This window comes from Actinoplanes xinjiangensis (genome assembly GCF_003148685.1).
GTDB classification, from domain to species: Bacteria; Actinomycetota; Actinomycetes; order Mycobacteriales; family Micromonosporaceae; genus Actinoplanes; species Actinoplanes xinjiangensis.
This window is the reverse complement of the sequence record NZ_QGGR01000015.1, coordinates 134968-158385: the sequence shown is the minus strand read 5'-3', so window position 1 is coordinate 158385 and position 23418 is coordinate 134968. Positions and strand designations below refer to the sequence as shown.

The window sequence follows — 23418 nt, the reverse complement described above, 5'->3', positions numbered from 1 at the left end:
TGAAGTGTGCCTGAAGAGCGAGCACCGCCGGGATTCAACACCCAGCCCGGCCAGAAGTGATGCCACTCCCCCGACCCGGGACTGCCCATCGCCCACAGCACCGTGCAGACCACGAAAACCGCCAGAATGCCGGGGAACGCAGGACCCTGCCGCCGGTCCGTCCCGGCTGCGCCATGCGTGACAGCATGGCAGGGTCGTGCCATCGACGCCTATGGCTGACGCGCGGTCACCAGATCGCCCAGGCGGGCCCGGCCGCCGTCCGCCGCGGTGGTCACCCACACCCCGTCCTCCAGCAGCGCCATGGTGTGCTCGACGTGTGCCGCGAACGAGTTGTCCCGGGTCACCACGGTCCAGCCGTCCTCCAGCTCCACGGTGCGCGGAGAGCCCATCGTGATCATCGGCTCGATGGCCAGGGCGAGACCCGGCTGGAGCTTGATCCCGCGGCCCGGCTTGCCGTGGTTGAGGATGTGCGGGTCCTGGTGCATCTCGGTGCCGATGCCGTGGCCGCCGTAGCCGTCCACGATCCCGTACCGTCCGGCCTTACGGATCGACCGCTCGATGTTGAACGAGATGTCGGTCTGCTTGCCCCGCCCGTTGAGGATGCCCCGGGCCGCCGCCGCAATCCCGGCCCACATCGCCTCCTCGGCCACCTCGGCCATCCGCAGCAGCGCCGGATCGGTCTCGCCGACGCCGACGGTGATCGCCGAGTCGCCGTGCCAGCCGTTCAGGACGGCACCGCAGTCCAGGGAGATCAGGTCACCCTCCCGCAGCACCTGGTCGGTGCTCGGGATGCCGTGCACGACCTGCTCGTTCACCGAGGCGCAGATCGACGCCGGGAAGCCGTGATAGCCCTTGAACGACGGGACCGCGCCCGCGTCACGGATCACCTTCTCGGCGATCGCGTCCAGATCGCCGGTGGAGACGCCGGGGGCGACCGCCGCGCGCATCGCGTCCAGTGCCGCCAGGACGACCAGGCCGGCCGCCCGCATCAACTCGATCTGCTCGGGCGTCTTCAGCTGAATGTTCAGCTCTTGGCGGCGCATGGCGGTGAGCCTAACTCTCTGGTTCTGGACATGGAGCCGCCCCGGGGTGCACCCGGGGCGGCGTCGGTACGTCTCTGTGGTGCGGGTCAGCCGCCGTACGACCGCAGGGCGTCGATCGCGCGGACGGTGACGTCCTCGACCGGGCCGGTGGCGTCGATCCCCACCAGCTTGCCCTGAGCGCCGTAGAAGTCGACCAGGGGCGCGGTCTTGTCCGCGTACTCGACGAGGCGGTTGCCGATGGTCTCGGCCTTGTCGTCGTCGCGCTGGAACAGATCGCTGCCGCAGCGGTCGCAGATGTTCTCTTTGCTCGTCGGGTCGAACTCGACGTGCCAGATCTTTCCGCAACCACGGCAGGTGCGCCGGCCGGACAGCCGGCGGATGACCTCGTCGTCGTCGACCACGAGTTCCATCACCAGGTCCAGCGCGGTGCCCAGGTCGGCCAGGAGCTTGTCCAGGGCCGAAGCCTGCGGCACGGTACGCGGGAAGCCGTCCAGCAGGAAGCCGTCACCCGCGTCCGGCTCGGCGAGCCGGTCCCGGACCATGTTGATGGTGACCTCGTCCGGGACCAGCTGCCCGGCGTCCATGTAGCGCTTGGCCTCGACGCCCAGCGGCGTCCCCTGCGACACGTTCGCCCGGAAGATGTCCCCGGTCGAGATCTTCGGTACGGCGAGATGGGCGGCGATGAACTCAGCCTGGGTCCCCTTGCCGGCCCCCGGAGGGCCCACCAGTACCAGCCGCACCTACATCGCCTCGCTTCGGTCAGGAAGAACCACGCCCACCGTCGACGCCAGAGCCCCCCGGCCCTGCGTACCCACTACCGGAGGAACCCTTCGTAGTTCCGCTGCATGAGTTGGCTCTCGATCTGCTTCACCGTCTCCAGACCCACACCCACCATGATCAGCACCGCGACACCACCGAACGGGAAGTTCTGGTACTGCTGCTGATTCAGCCAGATGAAGAAGAAGTTCGGCATGACCGAGATCAGGCCAAGGTACAGGGCGCCCGGCAGGGTGATCCTGCTGAGGATGAAGTCCAGGTAGTCGGCGGTCGGCTTGCCCGGGCGGATACCCGGCACGAACCCACCGTACTTCTTCATGTTCTCCGCGACCTCGGTCGGGTTGAACGTGATCGACACGTAGAAGTACGTGAAGAAGATGATCAGCAGGAACATCACGCCGATGTACAGCGGGTTGACCGGGTCGGCCAGGTTGTTCTGAATCCAGACCTGGTACGGCTTGAGGGTGTTCTTGTCGAAGAACTGCAGGTACAGCTGCGGCAGGTAGAGCAGCGACGAGGCGAAGATGACCGGGACGACACCCGCCTGGTTCACCTTGAGCGGGATGTAGGTCGAGGTACCGCCGTACATCCGCCGGCCGATCATGCGCTTCGCGTACTGGACCGGAATCCGGCGCTGCGCCTGCTCGATGAAGACCACCAGCGCGATGATGACCAGGACCAGGGCGAGCACGAGCATGAACTTGCCGGTGCCGCTCGACTCCTTGATGCTCCAGCCCTCGCCGGGGAGGCGGGCCGCGATCGAGGTGAAGATCAGGACGGACATGCCGTTGCCGACACCCCGGTCGGTGATCAGCTCGCCGAGCCACATGACCACACCGGTGCCGGCGGTCATCGTCAGCACGAGCACGCTCAGCGTGAGCCACACCGGGATGCCGGTGCTCTCGGGGATGATCTGGTACGTCGGGTCGTTCTGGTCGCACAGGCCGTTGAACAGCTGACCGGTCCGCGCCAGCGCCACGAACGCCGAGGCCTGCAGAACCGCCAGGCCGAGCGTCAGGTACCGGGTGTACTGCGTGATCTTCGCCTGGCCGGACTGGCCCTCCTTGCGCAGCTGCTCGAGGCGCGGAATGACCACGGTGAGCAGCTGAAGGATGATCGACGCCGTGATGTACGGCATGATGCCCAGCGCGAAGACGGAGAGCTGGAGCAGCGCACCGCCGGAGAAGAGGTTCAGCAGGTTGAGCAGGTCGTTGTTAGCCGACTCGGTCAGCTTGAGGCAGGCCCGAACGTTGGCGTAAGACACGCCAGGGCTGGGCAATGTGGCACCGAGACGGTAGATCCCTACGATCGCTACCGTAAAGAGCAGCTTCTTCCGCAGGTCAGGCGTCCGAAGCGCACTCGTGAAGGCGGACAACAACTGATCCTCCTGCGTGGTCGCCACACTCTGGGTTGCGGTAATCCCGGAACTTCGGGCACACATCATTGGACAGCCATAGAGGCCGCCAGCGGAGCACTGTATCAGCAAGGCCGAGAGCGCAACCAGCGGCATCGCTTGGGCCGATGTCCCAGTACAACACAAGTGTCCGGCTTCGTGGCTGAACCGGTTGCTTGCGCGTCGATCGGAATGCCTGTCCCACCCTACGTCACGGGCCGGAACACAGCCCGCTTCCATCGAGGACAAGCACTGTCTTGCGTCGATTCGGGCGTACCGACGGCCCTGAAACGGTCGCCACGGCACTTTGAGGCCGCCCGTGCATCACGAAGCGTCCCGAGCGCAATCGTGGCCTCACGCGCCGCACAGGGCCGTTTACGCCACCGCCACAACGGAAGAGGCCGCGGTCCGGGGAAACCCGGACCGCGGCCTCTTACCGCATCACGCCCTACAGCTCGGTGACGGAGCCACCGGCAGCAGCGATCTTCTCTTTGGCCGACTCGCTGAACGCGTGCGCCGAGATGGTCAGCGCAACGCCGCCCAGCTCGCCCGAGCCCAGCACCTTGACCGGCTGTCCCTTGCGGACGGCGCCGGCCTGGACCAGCTCCGCCGGACCGACCGAGCCGCCGTTGGGGAACAGCTCGGCGAGCCGGTCCAGGTTCACGACCTGGAAGACGACCTTGTTACGGGGCCGGTTGCCCAGACCCTTGACCTTCGGCAGGCGCATGTGGATGGGCATCTGCCCACCCTCGAACGACGCCGGGGTGTTCTTACGGGCACCCGTGCCCTTGGTACCGCGACCGGCGGTCTTGCCCTTGGAGCCCTCACCACGACCCACGCGGGTCTTGGCGGTCTTCGCTCCGGGTGCCGGACGCAGGTGGTGAACCTTGATCGCCATTTACTCGACCTCCTCGACATTGACGAGGTGGTTCACCGCGAAGATCATGCCCCGAATCTCGGGGCGGTCCTCCTTGACCACCACATCGTTGATCCGCTTCAGCCCGAGCGACCGCAGGGAGTCCCGCTGGTTCTGCTTACGGCCGATTCCGGACCGGATCTGGGTGACCTTCAAGCGCGCCATCAGTGCACCGCCGCTTCCGCACGCGCCGCCAGCATGGCGGCCGGCGCCACATCCTCGACCGGCAGACCGCGACGCTTCGCGACCATCTCCGGGGACTCGAGGCCCTTCAGAGCGGCCACCGTCGCGTGCACGATGTTGATCGGGTTCGACGAGCCGAGGCTCTTCGAGAGGATGTCGTGGATGCCGGCGCACTCCAGGACGGCACGCACCGGGCCACCGGCGATGACGCCGGTACCAGCGGAAGCCGGCTTGAGCAGGACGACACCCGCGGCGGCCTCGCCGGTGATCGGGTGCGGAATGGTCGCACCGATCCGCGGGACCTTGAAGAAGTGCTTCTTGGCCTCCTCGACGCCCTTGGCGATCGCCGCGGGCACCTCCTTGGCCTTTCCGTAGCCGATACCGACGGTGCCGTCACCGTCGCCGACGATCACCAGGGCGGTGAAGCTGAAGCGACGACCACCCTTGACGACCTTCGCGACACGGTTGATAGCGACGACCCGCTCAAGATGCGGGGTCTTCTCGACGGGCGCGTTACCGCGGCCGCCCTCGCGACGGTTGTCCCGGCGGTTGCCACCCTCGGTGTTACCGCCGGACCCGCCGCCTCGGCGCTGCTGACCAGGCATTGGTCAATTCCTCCTAGAACTCGAGTCCGGCTTCGCGAGCGGCGTCCGCGAGCGCGGCGATCCGCCCCGCGTACTTGTTGCCACCCCGGTCGAAGACGACCTTGGAAATCCCCGCGGCCTTGGCACGCTCGGCGAGCAGAGCACCGACCTTGCCGGACAGCGCGGTCTTGTCGCCCTCGGCACCCCGGATCGAGGTGTCCAGCGTCGAGGCCGAAGCCAGCGTGTGGCCCTTGAGGTCGTCGATGATCTGCGCGCTGATGTGGCGCGCGGACCGGGTGACGACCAGGCGGGGACGCTCGGCCGTACCACTGACGTTCTTGCGGACCCGGAAGTGCCGACGCGCCTTGCCGACGGCACGCTTGGCGGCAACACCGCCGCCGTTGCGGCGCTTGAGCAGCGTGGCGGTCACTTCTTACCTGCCTTTCCAGCCTTGCGGCGGATGACCTCACCCTGGTACTTGACGCCCTTGCCCTTGTAGGGCTCCGGCGGACGGATCTTGCGAATGTTCGCGGAGACCTCGCCCACCAGCTGCTTGTCGATACCGGTGACAGTGAACTGGGTCGGCTTCTCGACCGAGAACGTGATGCCGGCCGGGGGAACCACGACCACCGGGTGCGAGAAGCCCAGAGCGAACTCCAGGTCCTTGCCCTTGGCGGTGACGCGGTAACCGGTGCCGTTGATCTCCAGCACCTTCTTGTAGCCCTCGGTGACGCCGACGATCATGTTGGCGACCAGGGTACGAGAGAGGCCGTGCAGTTCCTTGGCCTTGCGCTCGTCGTTGGGCCGGTTGACGACCAGCTCGCCGCCGTCCTGCGCGACCGTGATCGGCTCGGCGACGGTGTGCGAGAGCTCGCCCTTGGGGCCTTTGACCTTGACGGTCTGGCCCGTGATGTTGACGTCGACGCCGGCCGGGACCGGGATCGACTTACGTCCGATTCGCGACATGTCTAAGTCTCCAGTTACCAGACGAAGGCGAGGACTTCCCCGCCAACGCTCCGCTTGCGGGCCTGCTTGTCGGTCAGCAGTCCCTGGGACGTCGAAATGATCGCGACACCGAGACCACCGAGCACGCGCGGCAGCTCGTCGGACTTGGCGTAAACCCGCAGGCCCGGCTTCGAGACGCGCTTGATGCCGGCGAGGCTGCGCTCGCGGTTCTGGCCGTACTTGAGCTCAACGACCAGACGCTTGCCGACCGCGCCCTCCTCGGGCTCCTCAGACGTCCACGCGGCGATGTAACCCTCGGCCTTGAGGACCTCGGCGATGTTCGCCTTGATCTTCGAGTAGGGCATCGTCACCTTGTCGTGGTACGCCTGGTTGGCGTTACGCAGACGCGTGAGCATGTCTGCGATCGGGTCCGTCATCGTCATGGGTATTCGTCAACCTTTCTCGCCGGGGTTCCCGAGTGAACTCAGGCCTACGGCGAAGCGGCATTACATTCGGGTCCGCCTGATGGCCCGCCACGAGGGCGGGCCGGGGCGGAAAGTTACCAGGAGGCCTTGGACACGCCGGGGAGCTCACCACGGTGGGCCATATCCCGCACGCAAACGCGGCACAGGCCGAACTTGCGGTAGACCGAGTGCGGACGCCCGCACTTCTGGCAGCGGGTGTAGGCACGCACGGCGAACTTCGGCTTCGCGGCCGCCTTGATGATCAGCGCCTTCTTAGCCATGCTCAGTTCTCCTTGAACGGGAAGCCGAGGAGCTTGAGCAGCGCCCGGCCCTCGTCGTCGGTCGAGGCGGTGGTGACCACGGTGATGTCCATGCCCCGCGGCCGATCGATCTTGTCCTGATCGATCTCGTGGAACACCGACTGCTCGGTCAGACCGAAGGTGTAGTTACCGTGGCCGTCCAGCTTCCGACCGTCGAGGCCGCGGAAGTCACGGATACGCGGCAGCGAGATGGACAGCAGCCGGTCCAGGAACTCCCACATCCGGTCGCCCCGGAGGGTGACCTTCGCGCCGATCGGCATGCCCTCGCGCAGCTTGAACTGCGCGATGGACTTGGTCGCCCGGCGGACCAGCGGCTTCTGACCGGTGATGGTGGTCAGATCGCGGACCGCGCCGTCGATCAGCTTGGCGTCCCGGGCAGCCTCGCCGACACCCATGTTAACGACGATCTTGACAAGACCGGGCGTCTGCATCGGGTTGGCGTACTTGAACTGCTCCTGGATGGCCGGCACGACCTCAGAGCGGTACTTCTGCTTGAGACGCGGCAGCGTCTTCGCTTCGGTAGCGGCAGTCATCAGAGTTCCTTACCGGTCGTGCGCGCGATCCGGACCTTGTTGCCGTTCTCGTCAATCTTGTAACCGATGCGAGTCGGCTTGCCGTCGCCGTCCAGCACCTGCACGTTCGAGATGTGGATGGCGGCTTCCTGGGTGACGATGCCACCGGTCTTCGAACCGCGCTGGTTCGTACGGATGCGCTCGTGCTTCTTGATCCGGTTGACGCCCTCGACCAGGACCTTGTCTCGCGTCGGGTAGGCCGCGATGACCTTACCCTTGGCGCCCTTGTCCTTACCGGCGATGACGACGACCGTGTCGCCCTTCTTGATCTTCACGGTCAGAGCACCTCCGGCGCCAGGCTGATGATCTTCATGAACCGCTTGTCGCGCAGCTCGCGCCCGACCGGGCCGAAGATGCGGGTACCGCGGGGGTCCCCACCGTCCTTGATGATGACGGCGGCGTTCTCGTCGAAACGGATGTACGAGCCGTCCGGACGGCGCCGCTCCTTGGCGGTGCGAACGACGACCGCCTTGACGACGTCGCCCTTCTTCACACCGGCACCCGGAATGGCGTCCTTGACCGTGGCCACGATGACGTCGCCGATGCTCGCGTAACGGCGACCGGAGCCACCGAGCACCCGGATGCACAGGATCTCCCGGGCACCCGTGTTGTCGGCGACGCGCAGTCGCGACTCCTGCTGGATCACGTCTGTCTCCTATGTCTGCCAGTTCTCCGGGCCACAGGCCCGAAGCTTGGCGGAACGATGGTCCGCTGGGCCGGCCGGAGCCGGCCCAGCGCACTCACTTGGCCTTTTCGAGGATCTCCACGATGCGCCACCGCTTGGTGGCGGAGAGCGGACGGGTCTCCATGATCGAGACCCGGTCGCCGACCCCGGCAGCGTTCTGCTCGTCGTGCACCTTCAGCTTCCGCGTACGGCGGATGACCTTGCCGTACAGGGCGTGCTTGACACGGTCCTCGACCTCGACGACGACGGTCTTGTCCATCTTGTCGCTGACCACGAGACCGTCACGCACCTTGCGCTGAGCGCGCGGAGCGGTGCTGGTGTTCTCACTCATGCCGTCACCTCATCCGGCGCAACCGAGAGACCGAGCTCCCGCTCACGCATGATCGTGTAGATCTTCGCGATGTCCTTGCGGACGACCTGGAGCCGACGGTGATTGTCGAGCTGCCCGGTCGCGCGCTGCACACGAAGGTTGAACAGCTCCGCCTTGGCCTCCCGCAGCTTGCCGACGAGTTCCTCGTCAGGAAGCTCGCGGAGCTCGGCGGCCTTAACGCCCGCTGCCATCAGCTTTCACCCACTTCGCGCGTCACGATGCGGCACTTCATCGGGAGCTTGTGGATCGCGCGGCGCATCGCCTCACGCGCGACCGTCTCGTTCGGGAACGACATCTCGAAGAGAATGCGTCCCGGCTTGACGTTCGCCACCCACCACTCCGGAGAACCCTTACCGGAACCCATGCGGGTTTCGGCCGGCTTCTTGGTCAGAGCCTGGTCCGGGAAGATCGAGATCCAGACCTTACCGCCACGCTTGATGTGACGGGTCATGGCGATACGCGCCGACTCGATCTGACGGTTCGTCACGTACGCCGGCTCGAGAGCCTGGATACCGAACTCACCGAAGACGACCCGGTTGCCACCCTTGGACGCGCCACTGCGGTCCGGGTGATGCGGCTTACGGAAGCCCTTGGGGGGCTTACGCGGCATCAGCATGTGTCAGCCCTCCTGCTGCGTCTCGGCCGGAGCCGGAGCCGCGGCAACCGCGGCGTCGTTCACGTTGTCGCCGTCACCGGTGCTCCGCGACTGGGCCGCAGCCCGGCCGGCCTCGGTGCCGCCCGCGGTCGTGCCGGACGAACCGGAACGGCCACGACGCGGACGCTCGGGACGGTCCGCGCGGTCACGGCGCGGACGCGCGGGCGCCTCCGCGACGGCCTCACGGCCCGGAACGGCGTCGCCCTTGTAGATCCAGACCTTCACACCGATCCGGCCGAACGTGGTACGGGCCTCGAAGAAGCCGTACTCGATGTTGGCGCGGAGGGTGTGCAGCGGAACGCGACCCTCACGGTAGAACTCCGTGCGGCTCATCTCCGCGCCGCCGAGGCGGCCGGAGACCTGCACCCGGATGCCCTTGCAGATCGGGTTCTTCATGGCCGACTGCATGGCCTTGCGCATCGCGCGGCGGAAGCTGACCCGGGAGGACAGCTGCTCCGCAACACCCTGCGCCACCAGCTGAGCGTCCGACTCGGGGCTCTTCACCTCGAGGATGTTCAGCTGGACCTGCTTGCCGGTGAGCTTCTCGAGCTCGCCGCGGATCCGGTCGGCCTCCGCGCCCTTACGGCCGATGACGATGCCCGGCCGGGCGGTGTGGATGTCGACCCGGACCCGGTCACGGGTCCGCTCGATGTCCACCTTGGAGATGCCGGCGCGCTCGAGGCCCTTGGACATCATGCGGCGGATCTTGACGTCCTCGCCGATGTAGTCCTTGTAGAGCTTGTCAGCGAACCAGCGGCTCTTCCAGTCGGTGGAGATGCCGAGACGGAACCCGGTGGGGTGAACCTTCTGACCCATTACTCGGCACCCTCCGTGCTCTGGGACTCGGCGGCCTGCGGCTCAGCCGGCTTCGCAGCCTTCTTCGCCGCGGTCTTCTTCGCCGGGCGGGCCGTCTGGACCGCCTCGACCGCGATGGTGATGTGACTCGTGCGCTTGCGGATCCGGTACGCCCGGCCCTGCGCCCGCGGCCGGAACCGCTTGAGCGTGGGGCCCTCGTCGACGAACGCCTCGCTGACGAGGAGAGCGTCGGGGTCGAGCCGCTCGTTGTTCTCCGCGTTCGCGATGGCGCTGGCCAGCACCTTGTAGACCTGCTCGCTGGCGGCCTGCGGCGCGAACTGCAGGACGACCAGCGCCTCCTTCGCGGGCAGACCACGAACGAGGTTGATCACCCGGCGCGCCTTGTTCGGCGAGATGCGCACGTGCCGCGCAACCGCCCGCGCGCCCGGAAGCACCGGAGCGTCGCCCTTAACTGGCATCGCTGTAGCTCCTAATTCCTCTGATCGTGTATCTGCTTAGCGACGACGGCTCTTGCGGTCGTCCTTCTCGTGACCCTTGAACGTACGGGTCAGAGCGAACTCGCCGAGCTTGTGCCCGACCATCGCTTCAGTGACGAACACCGGGACGTGCTTGCGCCCGTCGTGCACGGCGATCGTGTGCCCCAGCATGTCGGGGATGATGGTCGAACGCCGCGACCAAGTCTTGATGACGTTCTTCGAGTTCTTCTCGTTCTGGACTTCCACCTTCTTGAGCAGGTGGTCGTCGACGAACGGGCCCTTCTTCAGGCTGCGAGGCATCTTTTAACTCCCGTTACCCGCGCTTGCGGGTGGCGTAGCGGCGGCGAACGATCAGCTTGTCGCTCTCCTGGCCCTTGCGGCGGGTACGGCCCTCCGGCTTTCCAGCCGGGTTGACCGGGTGGCGACCACCGGAGGTCTTACCCTCACCACCACCGTGCGGGTGGTCGACGGGGTTCATGGCGACACCACGGACGGTCGGGCGCTTGCCCTTCCAGCGCATGCGGCCGGCCTTACCCCAGTTGATGTTCGACTGCTCGGCGTTACCGATCTCGCCGACCGTCGCGCGGCAACGGATGTCGACGCGACGGATCTCACCGGAGGGCATACGCAGCGTGGCGTACGCGCCTTCACGGCCGAGCAGCTGGATGCCCACACCGGCCGAACGGGCCAGCTTGGCACCACCGCCGGGACGAAGCTCCACACCGTGGACCGTCGTGCCGACCGGGATGTTGCGCAGGGGAAGGTTGTTCCCCGGCTTGATGTCCGCGCCCACGCCCGACTCGACGCGGTCGCCCTGCTTCAGGTCCTTCGGCGCCAGGATGTAGCGCTTCTCACCATCGGCGTAGTGCAGCAGCGCGATGCGGGACGTGCGGTTGGGGTCGTACTCGATGTGAGCGACCTTGGCCGGCACGCCGTCCTTGTCGTTCCGCCTGAAGTCGATGAGCCGGTACTGCCGCTTGTGGCCACCGCCCTGGTGCCGGGTGGTGATCCGGCCGTGGACGTTGCGGCCACCCTTCTTGGGCAGCGGGACCAGCAGCGACTTCTCCGGCGTCGACCGAGTGATCTCGGCGAAGTCGGCGACGCTCGAGCCACGACGGCCCGGAGTGGTCGGCTTGTACTTACGGATTGCCATGATTCACAAACCCCTTAGCTGACCGGGCCGCCGAAGGCCTCGATACGGTCACCGTCAGCCAGCTTCACCATCGCGCGCTTGGTCGCCTTGCGCTGACCCCAACCGGTCTTGGTGCGCTTGCGCTTGCCCTCGCGGTTCGCCGTGTTCACGGTCAGCACGCGGACGTTGAAGATCTGCTGGATCGCGATCTTGATCTGAGTCTTGTTCGCGTCCGGGCTGACCTCGAACGTGTACCAGTTCTGGTCGAGAACGCTGTAGCTCTTCTCGGAGACCACCGGGGCGACGATGATGTCGCGCGGGTCGGCGATCGTGCTCACTTGTCGCCCTCCTCGGACTTCTCGGACCCGCCCAGGAACTCGTCGAGCGCGGCCTTCGTGAAGACCACCTCGTCGGCGACGAGCACGTCGTAGGTGTTGAGCTGGCCGGCCTCGATGAGGTGAACGGTCGGCTCGTTGCGCAGCGACACCCAGTTCAGCTCGTCCTGGCTGTCCAGGACGACCAGGACCTTGGTGGTCTGGGCGACCTTACGCAGCGTCGCGATAGCGGCCTTCGTCGACGGCTTCTCGCCAGTGAGGAAAGCCTCGACCACGAACACGCGGCCGTCACGAGCCCGGTCGGAGAGGGCGCCACGCAGAGCGGCGGCCTTCATCTTCTTGGGAGTCCGCTGGCTGTAGTCACGCGGCACAGGACCGTGCACGACGCCACCGCCGGTGAACTGCGGCGCCCGGATCGAGCCCTGACGGGCGCGGCCGGTGCCCTTCTGCTTGTACGGCTTCTTGCCGCCACCGGCGACCTCGCCGCGCGTCTTGGCCTTGTGCGTGCCCTGACGGGCCGCGGCCAGCTGCGCCACGACGACCTGGTGCATCAGCGGAATGTTCGCCTGGACGTCGAAGACGTTGGCGGGCAGGTCGACGGAGCCGGCCTTGGTGCCCTCCGCGTTGATCACGTCAACCGAGCTCACTTGGCACCACCCTTCGCGGTCTTCTTCGCGGCGGAGCGGACCAGGATCAGCGCACCCTTGGGACCGGGCACAGCGCCGCGGACCAGGATCAGGTTGCGCTCCGTGTCGACCGCCTGGATCACCAGGTTCTGCACGGTGAAGCGCTTGCCACCCATACGGCCGGCCATCTTCATACCCTTGAAGACGCGACCCGGGGTCGCGCAGGCACCGATGGAGCCGGGCGAGCGGTGCTTGCGCTCGACACCGTGGCTGGCGCGGAGGCCGTGGAAGCCGTGACGCTTCATGACGCCGGCGTAGCCCTTGCCCTTGGTCTTACCGGTGACGTCGATCGGCTGACCAGCCACGAACGCCTCGACGGTGACTTCCTGGCCGAGCTCGTACTCGCTCGCGTCGACGGTGCGCAGCTCGACGACGTGGCGGCGCGGCGAAACGCCGGCCTTGGTGAACTGGCCGCTCTCCGGCTTGTTCACCTTCCGCGGGTCGATGGCGCCGTACGCGAGCTGGACAGCTGCGTAGCCGTCCTTCTCATTGGTACGGACCTGGGTCACGACGCAAGGGCCGGCCTGCACCACGGTTACCGGGACGACCTTGTTGTTGTCCCAGACCTGGGTCATGCCGAGCTTGGCGCCCAGGATCCCCTTCACTTGCCTGTCCATTGTCCGGTCCCTACAGCTTGATCTCGATGTCGACGCCAGCCGGCAGGTCGAGGCGCATGAGCGAGTCGACCGTCTTCGGAGTCGGGTCGATGATGTCGATCAGACGCTTGTGCGTGCGCATCTCGAAGTGCTCGCGCGAGTCCTTGTACTTGTGCGGCGAACGGATCACGCAGAAACGGTTGATCTCCGTGGGCAGCGGCACCGGGCCCGCGACCTGCGCCCCGGTACGCGTCACCGTCTCGACGATCTTCCGCGCCGAGGAGTCGACGACCTCGTGGTCATAGGCCTTGAGCCGGATGCGGATCTTCTGTCCCGCCATGGTGGCTTCTGTTTCCTTCTCTCGATGCCGCTACGTGCGGAAGCGGTGCCTCCGCATGCCCGCAGGACCGTTGATCCTGCGTTGTCCGACCCCCGCGGTCGGGCGTGTCGCGCCCCTGGGCGTAAAAAGCCCGGGCAGAGTGCACCGCACTCCAGTCGATCACGGGGATCTATGGTGTCGGGCGGCAAACGAAAACACACCCGGACACCCGGCGAGGGTGGGCAACTGAACGAGCAGAGCTAACTGCCGAACCGTCACCCACCCCGCGCGGACGCAACCTGACTAGTATGCCGGAAGCATCCCGGCAATGCTAATCGGGGTCACCTCTGAGGGCATTTCACGACGTCCAGCGAGACGAAGCTCACCGGTTGCGGGAGCCCAGGGCCCCGCCGTCGTGATCAACTCTCAGATCAGACGTTGATCTTCGTGACCGTGCCGGCGCCGACGGTGCGGCCACCCTCACGGATCGCGAACTTCAGGCCCTGCTCCATGGCGATCGGCTGGATCAGCTTCACGGACATGGAGGTGGAGTCGCCCGGCATGACCATCTCGGTGCCCTCGGGCAGCGTGACGACGCCGGTGACGTCCGTGGTGCGGAAGTAGAACTGCGGGCGGTAGTTCTGGAAGAACGGGGTGTGCCGGCCGCCCTCTTCCTTCGAGAGGATGTAGACCTGGCCCTCGAACTCCGTGTGCGGAGTAGAGGTGCCCGGCTTCACGACGACCATGCCGCGCTCGACGTCCTCGCGCTTGATGCCGCGGAGCAGCAGGCCGACGTTCTCACCCGCGCGGGCCTCGTCGAGCAGCTTGCGGAACATCTCGATGCCGGTGCAGACGGTCTTGGTCGACTTCTCGCGGATACCGACGATCTCGACCTCCTCGTTCGGCTTGAGGATGCCACGCTCGGCGCGACCGGTCACCACGGTGCCACGGCCGGTGATCGTGAAGACGTCCTCGATCGGCATGAGGAACGGCTTCTCGGTCTCACGCTCGGGCTGCGGGATCGCGGTGTCGACCGCGTTCATCAGCTCCATGAGCTTGCCGGTCCACTCGGGGTCGCCCTCGAGCGCCTTGAGCGCCGACACGCGAACGACCGGCAGGTCGTCGCCCGGGAACTCGTAGGTGCTGAGCAGCTCGCGGACCTCGAGCTCGACGAGCTCCAGGAGCTCCTCGTCCTCGACCATGTCGCTCTTGTTCAGGGCGACGACGATGTACGGAACGCCGACCTGGCGGGCCAGGAGCACGTGCTCCTTGGTCTGCGGCATCGGGCCGTCGGTCGCGGCGACCACCAGGATGGCGCCGTCCATCTGCGCCGCACCGGTGATCATGTTCTTGATGTAGTCGGCGTGGCCGGGGCAGTCCACGTGCGCGTAGTGGCGCGCCGCGGTCTGGTACTCGACGTGCGCGATCGAGATCGTGATGCCGCGGGCCTTCTCCTCCGGCGCCTTGTCGATCTCGTCGAACGGGGTGTACGGGTTCAGGTCCGGGAACTCGTCGTGCAGGACCTTCGTGATGGCCGCAGTCAGCGTCGTCTTACCGTGGTCGATGTGACCAATGGTGCCGATGTTGACGTGCGGCTTAGTCCGCTCGAACTTCGCCTTCGCCACTGGTGTCCTCCTGTGGACTGTGTCATTACTTGTCGCCCGGCACGCCGATAAGGCGCTCAGGACTCTGTCGACTGCTAGTGCACGTGCGGCCCTCGACGGGCCGCACGTGCCTCAACGCATCAGGCGCCGGTGGCCTTAGCGATGATCTCCTTTGCCACGTTCGCGGGAACCTCGGCGTAGGAGTCGAACAGCATGCTGTAGCTAGCCCGGCCCGCAGTCTTCGACCGCAGGTCGCCGACGTAGCCGAACATCTCCGAGAGCGGCACCAGAGCCTTGACGACGCGGGCGCCGGAGCGCTCCTCCATCGACTGGATCAGGCCGCGGCGGGAGTTGAGGTCGCCGATGACGTCACCCATGTTGTCCTCAGGGGTGGTGACCTCAACGGCCATCATCGGCTCCAGGAGCGCGGGGTCGGCCTTGCGGGCCACTTCCTTCATCGCCATGGAGCCGGCGATCTTGAACGCCATCTCGGACGAGTCGACCTCGTGGTACTGACCGTCGACCAGCGTGAACTTCACACCGACGAGCGGGTAGCCGGCGAGGACGCCGTACTGGAGGGAGTCCTGCGCGCCCGCGTCCACCGAGGGGATGAACTCCTTGGGGATGCGACCACCGGAAACGGCGTTCACGAACTCGTAGGTCGGGCCGTCAGCCTCGAGCGACAGCGGCTCGACGTTGACGACGACCTTCGCGTACTGGCCGGAGCCACCGGTCTGCTTCTTGTGGACGTACGTGTGCTTCTCCACGGTGCCGCGGATCGTCTCGCGGTACGCCACCTGCGGCTTGCCGATGTTCGCCTCGACGTTGAACTCGCGCCGCATGCGGTCGACGAGGATGTCGAGGTGCAGCTCGCCCATGCCGGCGATGATGGTCTGCCCGGTCTCCTCGTCGTTGAAGACGCGGAAGGTCGGGTCCTCCTCGGCCAGACGCTGGATCGCGGTGCCCAGCTTCTCCTGGTCCGACTTGGTCTTCGGCTCGATGGCGACCTGGATGACCGGCTCCGGGAACGTCATCGACTCGAGGATGACCGGGTTCGCCGGGTCACTGAGCGTGTCACCGGTGGTGGTCTGCTTGAGGCCCTGGACGGCGATGATGTCGCCGGCCTGCGCACTGCTGCGCTCCTCACGCTTGTTCGCGTGCATCTGGTAGATCTTGCCGATCCGCTCCTTACGGTCCTTGGTGGAGTTGACCACCTGGGAACCGGAGTCGAGCGTGCCGGAGTAGACCCGGACGTACGTGAGCTTGCCGAGGTGCTTGTCGGTCTGGATCTTGAAGGCCAGGCCCGAGAACGGCTCGCTGTTGGACGGCTTGCGCAGCATCGGCGTCTCGCCGTCGGTGGCCGTGCCCTCGATCGCCGGAACGTCCAGCGGCGACGGCAGGTAGTCGACGACGGCGTCGAGCATGGGCTGAACGCCCTTGTTCTTGAACGCCGAGCCACACAGCACCGGGTTGGCCTTGCTGGCGATCGTGGAGCGCCGGATGGCGGCCCGGATCTCCTCGACCGACACCTCTTCGCCCTCGAGGTACTTCTCCATCACCGCGTCGTCGACGTCGGCGAGGGTCTCGATGAGCTTCTCGCGCCACTCGTTCGCGGAGTCGACCAGGTCGGCCGGGATCTCCTCGATCGCGTAGTCCTCACCCTTCTGGGTCTCCCCGCGCCAGGTGAGCGCCTTCATGTCGATCAGGTCGACGACACCGATGTGGTCGCCCTCGAGCCCGATCGGGATCTGCAGCACGAGCGGCGTGGCGTTCAGCCGGTCGATCATCATCTGCACACAGCGGAAGAAGTCCGCACCGGTCCGGTCGAGCTTGTTGACGAAGCACATCCGGGGAACGTGGTACTTGTCCGCCTGACGCCAGACGTTCTCGGTCTGCGGCTCCACGCCGGCAACGCCGTCGTAGACCGCAACCGCACCGTCGAGTACGCGCAGCGACCGCTCGACCTCGACCGTGAAGTCGACGTGGCCGGGCGTGTCGATGATCTGGATCGTGTAGCCCTTCCACTCGCACTTCGTGGCGGCGGAGGTGATGGTGATACCGCGTTCCTGCTCCTGCTCCATCCAGTCCATGACGGCGGCGCCCTCGTGGACCTCACCGATCTTGTACGTGATGCCGGTGTAGAACAGGATCCGCTCGGTCGTCGTGGTCTTACCAGCGTCGATGTGCGCCATGATGCCGATGTTGCGTACCTTGGCGAGCGCGTCTGCGGCGGCCACTTCCATCCCTACTTTTCTTCGTCGTCGTCTCGTGGACCGGTACGACTGCCGTGGCCCGGCGAATGCCGGGCCCGCAGCAGGGTCTTACCAGCGGTAGTGCGCGAAGGCCTTGTTGGACTCCGCCATCTTGTGAGTGTCCTCACGACGCTTGACCGCGGCACCGAGGCCGTTGCTGGCGTCGAGCAGCTCGTTCTGGAGACGCTCCACCATGGTCTTCTCGCGGCGGGCCTTGGAGTACTGGACCAGCCAGCGCAGACCGAGGGTGGTCTGACGCGGGGTGCGGACCTCGACCGGAACCTGGTAGGTCGCGCCACCGACGCGGCGGCTGCGGACCTCGAGGGTCGGCTTCACGTTGTCCATGGCGCGCTTGAGGATCACCACGGGGTCGGTGCCGCTCTTCTCGCGGGCGCCTTCCAGGGCTCCGTACACGATCCGCTCGGCGAGCTGACGCTTGCCGGCGACCAGGATCTTGTTGACCAGCTGAGTTACCAGCGGGGAGTTGTACACCGGGTCAGCGACCACAGGGTGGCGCGGAGCGGGTCCCTTACGCGGCATGTCAGCTCTTCTCCTTCTTCGCGCCGTAACGGCTGCGGGCCTGCTTGCGGTTCCGGACACCCTGGGTGTCCAGCGAACCACGAACGATCTTGTAGCGGACGCCCGGAAGGTCCTTCACACGACCGCCGCGCACGAGCACGATGGAGTGCTCCTGCAGGTTGTGGCCGACGCCCGGGATGTACGCCGTCACCTCGATCTGGCTGCTGAGCTTCACACGAGCGACCTTGCGCAGCGCAGAGTTCGGCTTCTTGGGGGTGGTGGTGTACACGCGCGTGCACACGCCGCGCCGCTGAGGACTTCCTTTCAGCGCCGGCGTCTTCGTCTTGCTCGTCTTCGCCTGGCGGCCCTTGCGGACCAGCTGCTGGATCGTGGGCACCGGGTTTCTCCGCTCCCTTCGGCCGCTTCCTGTAATACGGCCGCACCGTGTATTTCTGCCTCTGTGTGCCGAACCCTCCCCGGTGGGGAGTGTCCCGCACCCGCGGTCGGGCGTGTCGTCCGGCTCACGGTCCCATCGCGCGTGAATGGTTCACGCGCTCCGGCTTTGTCTGTGTCAGGGCTCGGTTCCATGCCTGTTCGCACTGGCCTGGAACCTTGCGCCCGTCGTGCCACTGTCCCGTCGCACATTCCGATACGGGCGCACGCACGAGTTGCCCGGGCGAGCCCGGGCACGAGGGGAAAGACTACCCACCCTGCGCACCCAGGTCAAAATGAGCCTAGGCCCCCACGATGGACATCTCCGTATACCAGTGTACCGGGTACTCCCGCGTGCCATCCCTGCGGTGCCGGATCTGCGCTCCGTGCCCTGCCAGAGGGGTGTTGAGCCCTCATGACAACTGCAACGCCAGACCCAGTCCGAGCGCCAGCAAGGACAGCGCCGCCCCGGTGATCCCGCACGCGATCCCGGCCGTGCTCAGCCCTCGTCCGGTGAACCTGACCCGGCCGGGCAGCGGCGACCTGGCGATCTGCCGGCGGGCGAACACCCCCAGCGTCACCGCACCCGCACACGCCATGAGGCTGAGAAGCGTGAACGCCCCACCCGTCCATCCGCCCCAGCCCTCCTCCGCACCGGTCAGCCCGAAGCAGAGGACCGCGAACGAGACCAGGATCGCACCGATACCGGCCACCAGGGACCCGATCGCCGCACCGGACGTGACGGGCGGCACCTGGAGATGCACCAGACCGAACCCCGTCCCGGTCACCTGATCCACCCGCTCCGGCTGCCAGGCCGCGGTGGGCGGCGGAGGCGGAGCCGGCTGCGCATAGCCGTAGGGCGACGCATACGGCGCGGGCGGCGCACTGTACTGCGCCGGCGGCGGACCGAACGACGGCTGGTACGGCGGGCCCGGGAGTTGCGTCATATCGAAAGCATGTCACCCGTACGCGGTGTCCGGCAGCCCACCCTGCGCGGGCCTGCCGGCCGGTCAGTCGGTACCGGGGGCGAAGTCCTGCCCGCCCGGTGCGGCGGCCAGATGCAGCAACCCGGCGATCAGCAGCACCACGAGTGCGGTGAGGGCCAGCACCAGGCCGCCCCAGGCCAGTCGCCGGCCCCGGCGGATCCAGGCCGAGCCGGTCAGATAACCACCCGCCGCATAGGCCTGACGGGCCGTCTGACGGGCCAGGAGCAGCGCCAGGGTGGCCGGGATCACCCCGCCGACGAGCGGGCCGGTGAGCAGCCCCACGAGGCCGAGCGCGAAGACAGCCCGGGCTTTCGTCGACGGCACCGGCTCCGGGTCCATCGGGTGGCGGGTGGGGACCACGGGAAGAGTCACCGGTCCATCTTAGGAACGCCCGAGGGGCGGCCGCGCCATGCGCGACCGCCCCACGGAGAGAACCTTTAGCGGTACGACCCGAAGTCGAAGTCGTCCAGCGGCACAGCCTGCCCGCTGGCCGGCCCGAAACCGTAGTCGGTCTCCGGGTACCCGGTCATCGAGTACACCTTGGCCTTGGCCTCCTCGGTCGGCTCGACCCGGATGTTGCGGTACTTGGAGATACCGGTACCGGCCGGGATGAGCTTACCGATGATGACGTTCTCCTTGAGGCCCACCAGCGAGTCGCTGCGCGAGTTGATCGCAGCGTCGGTGAGCACCCGGGTGGTCTCCTGGAAGGAGGCCGCCGAGAGCCAGGAGTCGGTCGCCAGCGAGGCCTTGGTGATACCCATCAGCACCGGACGACCGGCGGCGGGCTCGCCACCCTCGCCCACGAGCCGGCGGTTCTCCGACTCGAAGAGCGCCCGGTCGACCAGGATCCCCGGAAGGAACTCGGTCGCGCCGGAGTCGATGACCGTCACCCGCTTGAGCATCTGGCGGATGATGATCTCGATGTGCTTGTCGTGGATGAGCACACCCTGCGAGCGGTAGACCTCCTGGACCTCACTGGTCAGGTGGACCTGGACCGCGCGCGGGCCCATGATGCGCAGCAGCTCGTGCGGGTCGATGGTGCCCTCGGTGAGCTTCTCGCCGACGCCGACGTGGCCGCCGTCCGGGATGCGCAGCTTGACGCGCTTGGAGATCTTGTCGTACACGATCTCCTCGCTGCCGTCGTCCGGCACCACGATGATCTTCCGCGAGCGCTCGCCGTCCTCGATCCGCACACGTCCCGGGGTGTCGGCGATGGGCGCCTTACCCTTCGGCACGCGGGCCTCGAAGATCTCCTGCACACGCGGCAGACCCTGGGTGATGTCCTCACCCGCGACACCACCGGTGTGGAAGGTACGCATCGTCAGCTGCGTGCCGGGCTCACCGATCGACTGGGCCGCGATGATGCCGACGGCCTCGCCGATGTCGACCGCCTTGCCGGTCGGCAGCGACCGGCCGTAACAGGCGGCGCACACGCCCAGCTTCGACTCACAGGTGAGCACGCTACGGACCCGCACGTTCTCGACACCCGCGGCGACCAGCTTGTCGACGAGGATCGAGTTGAGGTCGTCACCGCGGGCCACCACCAGGTTGCCGTTGCTGTCGCTGATGTCGTCGGCCAGCGTCCGGGCGTGCACACCGGTCTCGGCGTGCACGTGCACGACCAGCTTGCCGTCCGCCTCGCGCTCGCCCACCTGCATCGGGATCGCGCGCTCGGTGCCGCAGTCCTCTTCGCGGATGATGACGTCCTGCGAGACGTCCACCAGACGCCGGGTCAGGTAACCCGAGTCGGCGGTACGCAGCGCGGTGTCGGCCAGACCCTTACGGGCACCGTGCGTGGAGATGAAGTACTCCAGAACGGTCAGGCCCTCACGGTACGACGAGGTGATCGGGCGCGGGATGATCTCGCCCTTGGGGTTGGCCACCAGACCACGGATCGCGGCGATCTGCCGGAGCTGGAGGAGGTTACCGCGGGCGCCGGAGTTGATCATGACCCAGAGCGGGTTCTCCTGCGGCAGCGCGGTCTCCATCTCCTTGGAGATCTCGTTGGTCGCCTTGGTCCAGATGTCGATGAGCTCGCTACGGCGCTCCTCGGAGGTGATCAGACCGCGCTGGTACTGCTTGTCGATCTGGTCGGCCTCGCCCTGGTAGCGGGCCAGGATCTCCGGCTTGCGCGGAGGGCCGATGACGTCGCCCATGCCGATCGTCACACCGGACCAGGTGGCCCAGTGGAAGCCGGCCTCCTTGAGCGCGTCCAGGGTCGCGGCCAGGGCGACCTTGGGGAAGCGCTCGGCGAGGTCGTTGACGATCGCCGACAGCTGACCCTTGCGGATCTCGTAGTTGACGTACCGGTACCCCGGCGGCAGCGTCTCGTTGAAGATGACGCGGCCCAGGGTGGTCTCGACCAGAACCTGGTCGCCCTCCACCCAGTCCTCGGGCGCGACCCAGGCCTCGCCCTTGGCACCGTTGTCGACGCCGATGATCTCGCGAAGGCGGACCTTGATGGACGCCTGGAGGTGCAGTTCGCCGTTGTCGAAGGCCATCCGGGCCTCGGCGTCCGAGCTGAACACCCGGCCCTCACCCTTGGCACCGGCGGTCTGGTGCGTCAGGTAGTACAGCCCGATGACCATGTCCTGGGTGGGCATGGTGACCGGCTTGCCGTCGGCCGGCTTGAGGATGTTGTTCGACGACAGCATCAGGATCCGGGCCTCGGCCTGCGCCTCGGCCGACAGCGGCACGTGCACCGCCATCTGGTCACCGTCGAAGTCCGCGTTGAACGCGGTACAGACGAGCGGGTGGATCTGGATGGCCTTGCCCTCGACCAGCTGCGGCTCGAAGGCCTGGATGCCGAGGCGGTGCAGGGTCGGAGCACGGTTCAGCAGAACCGGGTGCTCGGAGATGACCTCTTCGAGGACGTCCCACACGACCGGGCGCTGACGCTCGACCATCCGCTTGGCCGACTTGATGTTCTGCGCGTGGTTCAGGTCGACCAGGCGCTTCATCACGAACGGCTTGAACAGCTCCAGCGCCATCTGCTTCGGCAGGCCGCACTGGTGCAGCTTGAGCCGGGGGCCGACGACGATGACGGAACGACCGGAGTAGTCGACCCGCTTGCCGAGCAGGTTCTGACGGAACCGGCCCTGCTTGCCCTTGAGCATGTCGGAGAGCGACTTCAGCGGGCGGTTACCCGGGCCGGTGACCGGCCGGCCACGACGGCCGTTGTCGAACAGCGCGTCGACGGCCTCCTGGAGCATCCGCTTCTCGTTGTTCACGATGATCTCGGGAGCACCGAGGTCGATCAGACGCTTGAGGCGGTTGTTCCGGTTGATGACCCGGCGGTACAGGTCGTTCAGGTCGGAGGTCGCGAAACGGCCACCGTCGAGCTGCACCATCGGGCGCAGGTCCGGCGGGATGACCGGGACGCAGTCCAGGACCATGCCGAGCGGCGAGTTGCGGGTGTTCAGGAACGCCGCGACGACCTTGAGCCGCTTGAGCGCCCGGATCTTCCGCTGTCCCTTACCGGTACGGATGATCTCCCGGAGGTTCTCCGCCTCGGCGTCCAGGTCCATGTTCTGGAGCAGCGCCTTGATGGCCTCGGCACCCATGCCACCGGTGAAGTACTCACCGAAGCGGTCCCGCAGCTCGCGGTAGAGCAGCTCGTCGGTGACCAGCTGCTTGGAGTCGAGCTTGCGGAAGGTGTCGAGCACCTCGTCGAGGCGGTCGATCTCGCGCTGGGCCTTGTCCCGGATCTGGCGCATCTCGCGCTCGCCGGCTTCCTTGACCTTGCGGCGCACGTCGGCCTTGGCACCCTCGGCCTCGAGCTCGGCGAGGTCCTGCTCCAGCTTGCCGGCACGCTTCTCGATCTCCGAGTCGCGGCTGTTCTCCGACTGGCGCTTCTCGGCGAAGATCTCGTTCTCGATCGTGGACATGTCGCGGTGACGCGACTCGGCGTCCACGCTCGTGATCACGTACGAGGCGAAGTAGATGATCTTCTCGAGGTCCTTGGGGGCCAGGTCGAGAAGGTAACCGAGCCGGCTCGGCACACCCTTGAAGTACCAGATGTGGGTCACCGACGCGGCCAGCTCGATGTGACCCATGCGCTCACGGCGGACCTTGGACCGGGTCACCTCGACGCCGCAGCGCTCACAGATGATGCCCTTGAACCGGACCCGCTTGTACTTGCCGCAGTAGCACTCCCAGTCCCGCTGAGGACCGAAGATCTTCTCGCAGAAGAGTCCGTCCTTCTCGGGCTTGAGCGTGCGGTAGTTGATCGTCTCGGGCTTCTTGACCTCGCCGTGCGACCACTGCCGGATGTCGTCAGCGGTAGCAAGGCCGATGCGCAACTCGTCGAAGAAGTTGACGTCGAGCACTTGGACTATCCCTCGTGTTTCGTTGCTCGG

General features: G+C 66.7%; 31 protein-coding genes. All 31 read right to left on the bottom strand.

Going from position 1 to position 23418, the window contains the following annotated elements:
• Positions 1 to 209 precede the first annotated feature (209 nt).
• Positions 210 to 1043, bottom strand: a complete 834-nt coding sequence (gene map, locus BC793_RS30105) for a type I methionyl aminopeptidase (protein WP_109598616.1) — start codon at positions 1041 to 1043, stop codon at positions 210 to 212.
• A gap of 86 nt (positions 1044 to 1129) precedes the next feature.
• Complete coding sequence (locus BC793_RS30100; RefSeq protein WP_109598615.1) at positions 1130 to 1783, bottom strand: adenylate kinase; 654 nt, start codon at positions 1781 to 1783, stop codon at positions 1130 to 1132.
• Positions 1784 to 1857: 74 nt separating this feature from the next.
• On the bottom strand, positions 1858 to 3198 hold the full coding sequence (gene secY, locus BC793_RS30095; protein WP_109598816.1) for a preprotein translocase subunit SecY: 1341 nt from the start codon (positions 3196 to 3198) through the stop codon (positions 1858 to 1860).
• 463 nt (positions 3199 to 3661) lie between these two features.
• Positions 3662 to 4111, bottom strand: a complete 450-nt coding sequence (gene rplO / locus BC793_RS30090; RefSeq protein ID WP_109598613.1) for a 50S ribosomal protein L15 — start codon at positions 4109 to 4111, stop codon at positions 3662 to 3664.
• Positions 4112 to 4294, bottom strand: coding sequence for a 50S ribosomal protein L30 (gene rpmD / locus BC793_RS30085; RefSeq protein WP_109598611.1), 183 nt, complete (start codon positions 4292 to 4294; stop codon positions 4112 to 4114).
• The gene (gene rpsE / locus BC793_RS30080) at positions 4294 to 4917 is read right to left on the bottom strand and encodes a 30S ribosomal protein S5 (RefSeq protein WP_106315548.1); all 624 of its coding nucleotides are present in this window, start codon (positions 4915 to 4917) and stop codon (positions 4294 to 4296) included. The genes rpmD and rpsE overlap by 1 nt, the downstream gene beginning before the upstream one ends.
• A gap of 13 nt (positions 4918 to 4930) precedes the next feature.
• A complete protein-coding gene (rplR, locus tag BC793_RS30075) occupies positions 4931 to 5326 on the bottom strand; it encodes a 50S ribosomal protein L18 (RefSeq protein ID WP_109598609.1) in 396 nt (131 codons plus the stop codon).
• Complete coding sequence (gene rplF / locus BC793_RS30070; RefSeq protein ID WP_109598608.1) at positions 5323 to 5862, bottom strand: 50S ribosomal protein L6; 540 nt, start codon at positions 5860 to 5862, stop codon at positions 5323 to 5325. The genes rplR and rplF overlap by 4 nt, the downstream gene beginning before the upstream one ends.
• A 14-nt stretch (positions 5863 to 5876) precedes the next feature.
• Positions 5877 to 6284, bottom strand: a complete 408-nt coding sequence (gene rpsH, locus BC793_RS30065; protein WP_093618752.1) for a 30S ribosomal protein S8 — start codon at positions 6282 to 6284, stop codon at positions 5877 to 5879.
• 116 nt (positions 6285 to 6400) lie between these two features.
• The gene (locus BC793_RS30060) at positions 6401 to 6586 is read right to left on the bottom strand and encodes a type Z 30S ribosomal protein S14 (RefSeq protein WP_014440734.1); all 186 of its coding nucleotides are present in this window, start codon (positions 6584 to 6586) and stop codon (positions 6401 to 6403) included.
• Between the two features lie 2 nt (positions 6587 to 6588).
• Positions 6589 to 7158, bottom strand: a complete 570-nt coding sequence (rplE, locus tag BC793_RS30055) for a 50S ribosomal protein L5 (RefSeq protein ID WP_109598606.1) — start codon at positions 7156 to 7158, stop codon at positions 6589 to 6591.
• Positions 7158 to 7478, bottom strand: coding sequence for a 50S ribosomal protein L24 (gene rplX, locus BC793_RS30050; RefSeq protein ID WP_109598814.1), 321 nt, complete (start codon positions 7476 to 7478; stop codon positions 7158 to 7160). Before rplX ends, rplE begins: the two co-directional genes overlap by 1 nt.
• The gene (rplN, locus tag BC793_RS30045; RefSeq protein WP_007465279.1) at positions 7475 to 7843 is read right to left on the bottom strand and encodes a 50S ribosomal protein L14; all 369 of its coding nucleotides are present in this window, start codon (positions 7841 to 7843) and stop codon (positions 7475 to 7477) included. The genes rplX and rplN overlap by 4 nt, the downstream gene beginning before the upstream one ends.
• A gap of 94 nt (positions 7844 to 7937) precedes the next feature.
• Positions 7938 to 8213 carry a 30S ribosomal protein S17 gene (rpsQ, locus tag BC793_RS30040; RefSeq protein ID WP_109598604.1) on the bottom strand — a complete coding sequence of 92 codons (276 nt, stop codon included), beginning with the start codon at positions 8211 to 8213 and terminating at the stop codon, positions 7938 to 7940.
• Positions 8210 to 8443, bottom strand: coding sequence for a 50S ribosomal protein L29 (rpmC, locus tag BC793_RS30035; RefSeq protein WP_109598602.1), 234 nt, complete (start codon positions 8441 to 8443; stop codon positions 8210 to 8212). The genes rpsQ and rpmC overlap by 4 nt, the downstream gene beginning before the upstream one ends.
• The gene (gene rplP / locus BC793_RS30030) at positions 8443 to 8868 is read right to left on the bottom strand and encodes a 50S ribosomal protein L16 (protein WP_014440729.1); all 426 of its coding nucleotides are present in this window, start codon (positions 8866 to 8868) and stop codon (positions 8443 to 8445) included. The genes rpmC and rplP overlap by 1 nt, the downstream gene beginning before the upstream one ends.
• A gap of 3 nt (positions 8869 to 8871) precedes the next feature.
• On the bottom strand, positions 8872 to 9723 hold the full coding sequence (gene rpsC, locus BC793_RS30025) for a 30S ribosomal protein S3 (protein WP_109598600.1): 852 nt from the start codon (positions 9721 to 9723) through the stop codon (positions 8872 to 8874).
• Positions 9723 to 10181, bottom strand: a complete 459-nt coding sequence (gene rplV, locus BC793_RS30020; protein WP_109598598.1) for a 50S ribosomal protein L22 — start codon at positions 10179 to 10181, stop codon at positions 9723 to 9725. The genes rpsC and rplV overlap by 1 nt, the downstream gene beginning before the upstream one ends.
• Before the next feature lie 36 nt (positions 10182 to 10217).
• Positions 10218 to 10499: a 30S ribosomal protein S19 gene (rpsS, locus tag BC793_RS30015; protein ID WP_014687760.1), complete on the bottom strand. Its 282-nt coding sequence runs from the start codon at positions 10497 to 10499 to the stop codon at positions 10218 to 10220.
• A 13-nt stretch (positions 10500 to 10512) separates the two neighbouring features.
• Positions 10513 to 11352: a 50S ribosomal protein L2 gene (gene rplB, locus BC793_RS30010; protein ID WP_109598596.1), complete on the bottom strand. Its 840-nt coding sequence runs from the start codon at positions 11350 to 11352 to the stop codon at positions 10513 to 10515.
• Between the two features lie 14 nt (positions 11353 to 11366).
• Complete coding sequence (gene rplW / locus BC793_RS30005; RefSeq protein ID WP_109598594.1) at positions 11367 to 11669, bottom strand: 50S ribosomal protein L23; 303 nt, start codon at positions 11667 to 11669, stop codon at positions 11367 to 11369.
• Entirely contained in the window at positions 11666 to 12313 is a 648-nt protein-coding gene (gene rplD, locus BC793_RS30000; protein WP_109598593.1) for a 50S ribosomal protein L4, read from the bottom strand. Before rplD ends, rplW begins: the two co-directional genes overlap by 4 nt.
• Positions 12310 to 12969, bottom strand: coding sequence for a 50S ribosomal protein L3 (gene rplC / locus BC793_RS29995; protein ID WP_109598591.1), 660 nt, complete (start codon positions 12967 to 12969; stop codon positions 12310 to 12312). The genes rplD and rplC overlap by 4 nt, the downstream gene beginning before the upstream one ends.
• 10 nt (positions 12970 to 12979) lie before the next feature.
• Positions 12980 to 13288, bottom strand: coding sequence for a 30S ribosomal protein S10 (gene rpsJ / locus BC793_RS29990; protein ID WP_007073037.1), 309 nt, complete (start codon positions 13286 to 13288; stop codon positions 12980 to 12982).
• A 410-nt stretch (positions 13289 to 13698) separates the two neighbouring features.
• Complete coding sequence (gene tuf / locus BC793_RS29985) at positions 13699 to 14892, bottom strand: elongation factor Tu (protein WP_109598589.1); 1194 nt, start codon at positions 14890 to 14892, stop codon at positions 13699 to 13701.
• A 119-nt stretch (positions 14893 to 15011) separates the two neighbouring features.
• Positions 15012 to 17108 (bottom strand): elongation factor G, encoded by a 2097-nt coding sequence (fusA, locus tag BC793_RS29980; protein ID WP_109598812.1) that lies wholly within the window; start codon positions 17106 to 17108, stop codon positions 15012 to 15014.
• 84 nt (positions 17109 to 17192) lie between these two features.
• Positions 17193 to 17663 carry a 30S ribosomal protein S7 gene (rpsG, locus tag BC793_RS29975; RefSeq protein WP_109598587.1) on the bottom strand — a complete coding sequence of 157 codons (471 nt, stop codon included), beginning with the start codon at positions 17661 to 17663 and terminating at the stop codon, positions 17193 to 17195.
• Between the two features lies 1 nt (position 17664).
• Positions 17665 to 18039: a 30S ribosomal protein S12 gene (gene rpsL / locus BC793_RS29970; RefSeq protein ID WP_014440718.1), complete on the bottom strand. Its 375-nt coding sequence runs from the start codon at positions 18037 to 18039 to the stop codon at positions 17665 to 17667.
• A 448-nt stretch (positions 18040 to 18487) separates the two neighbouring features.
• Positions 18488 to 19021 carry a hypothetical protein gene (locus tag BC793_RS29965; RefSeq protein WP_239170301.1) on the bottom strand — a complete coding sequence of 178 codons (534 nt, stop codon included), beginning with the start codon at positions 19019 to 19021 and terminating at the stop codon, positions 18488 to 18490.
• A gap of 63 nt (positions 19022 to 19084) precedes the next feature.
• Positions 19085 to 19399: a hypothetical protein gene (locus tag BC793_RS29960; protein ID WP_109598585.1), complete on the bottom strand. Its 315-nt coding sequence runs from the start codon at positions 19397 to 19399 to the stop codon at positions 19085 to 19087.
• A gap of 98 nt (positions 19400 to 19497) precedes the next feature.
• Positions 19498 to 23388: a DNA-directed RNA polymerase subunit beta' gene (locus tag BC793_RS29955; RefSeq protein ID WP_109598583.1), complete on the bottom strand. Its 3891-nt coding sequence runs from the start codon at positions 23386 to 23388 to the stop codon at positions 19498 to 19500.
• Positions 23389 to 23418 lie beyond the last annotated feature (30 nt).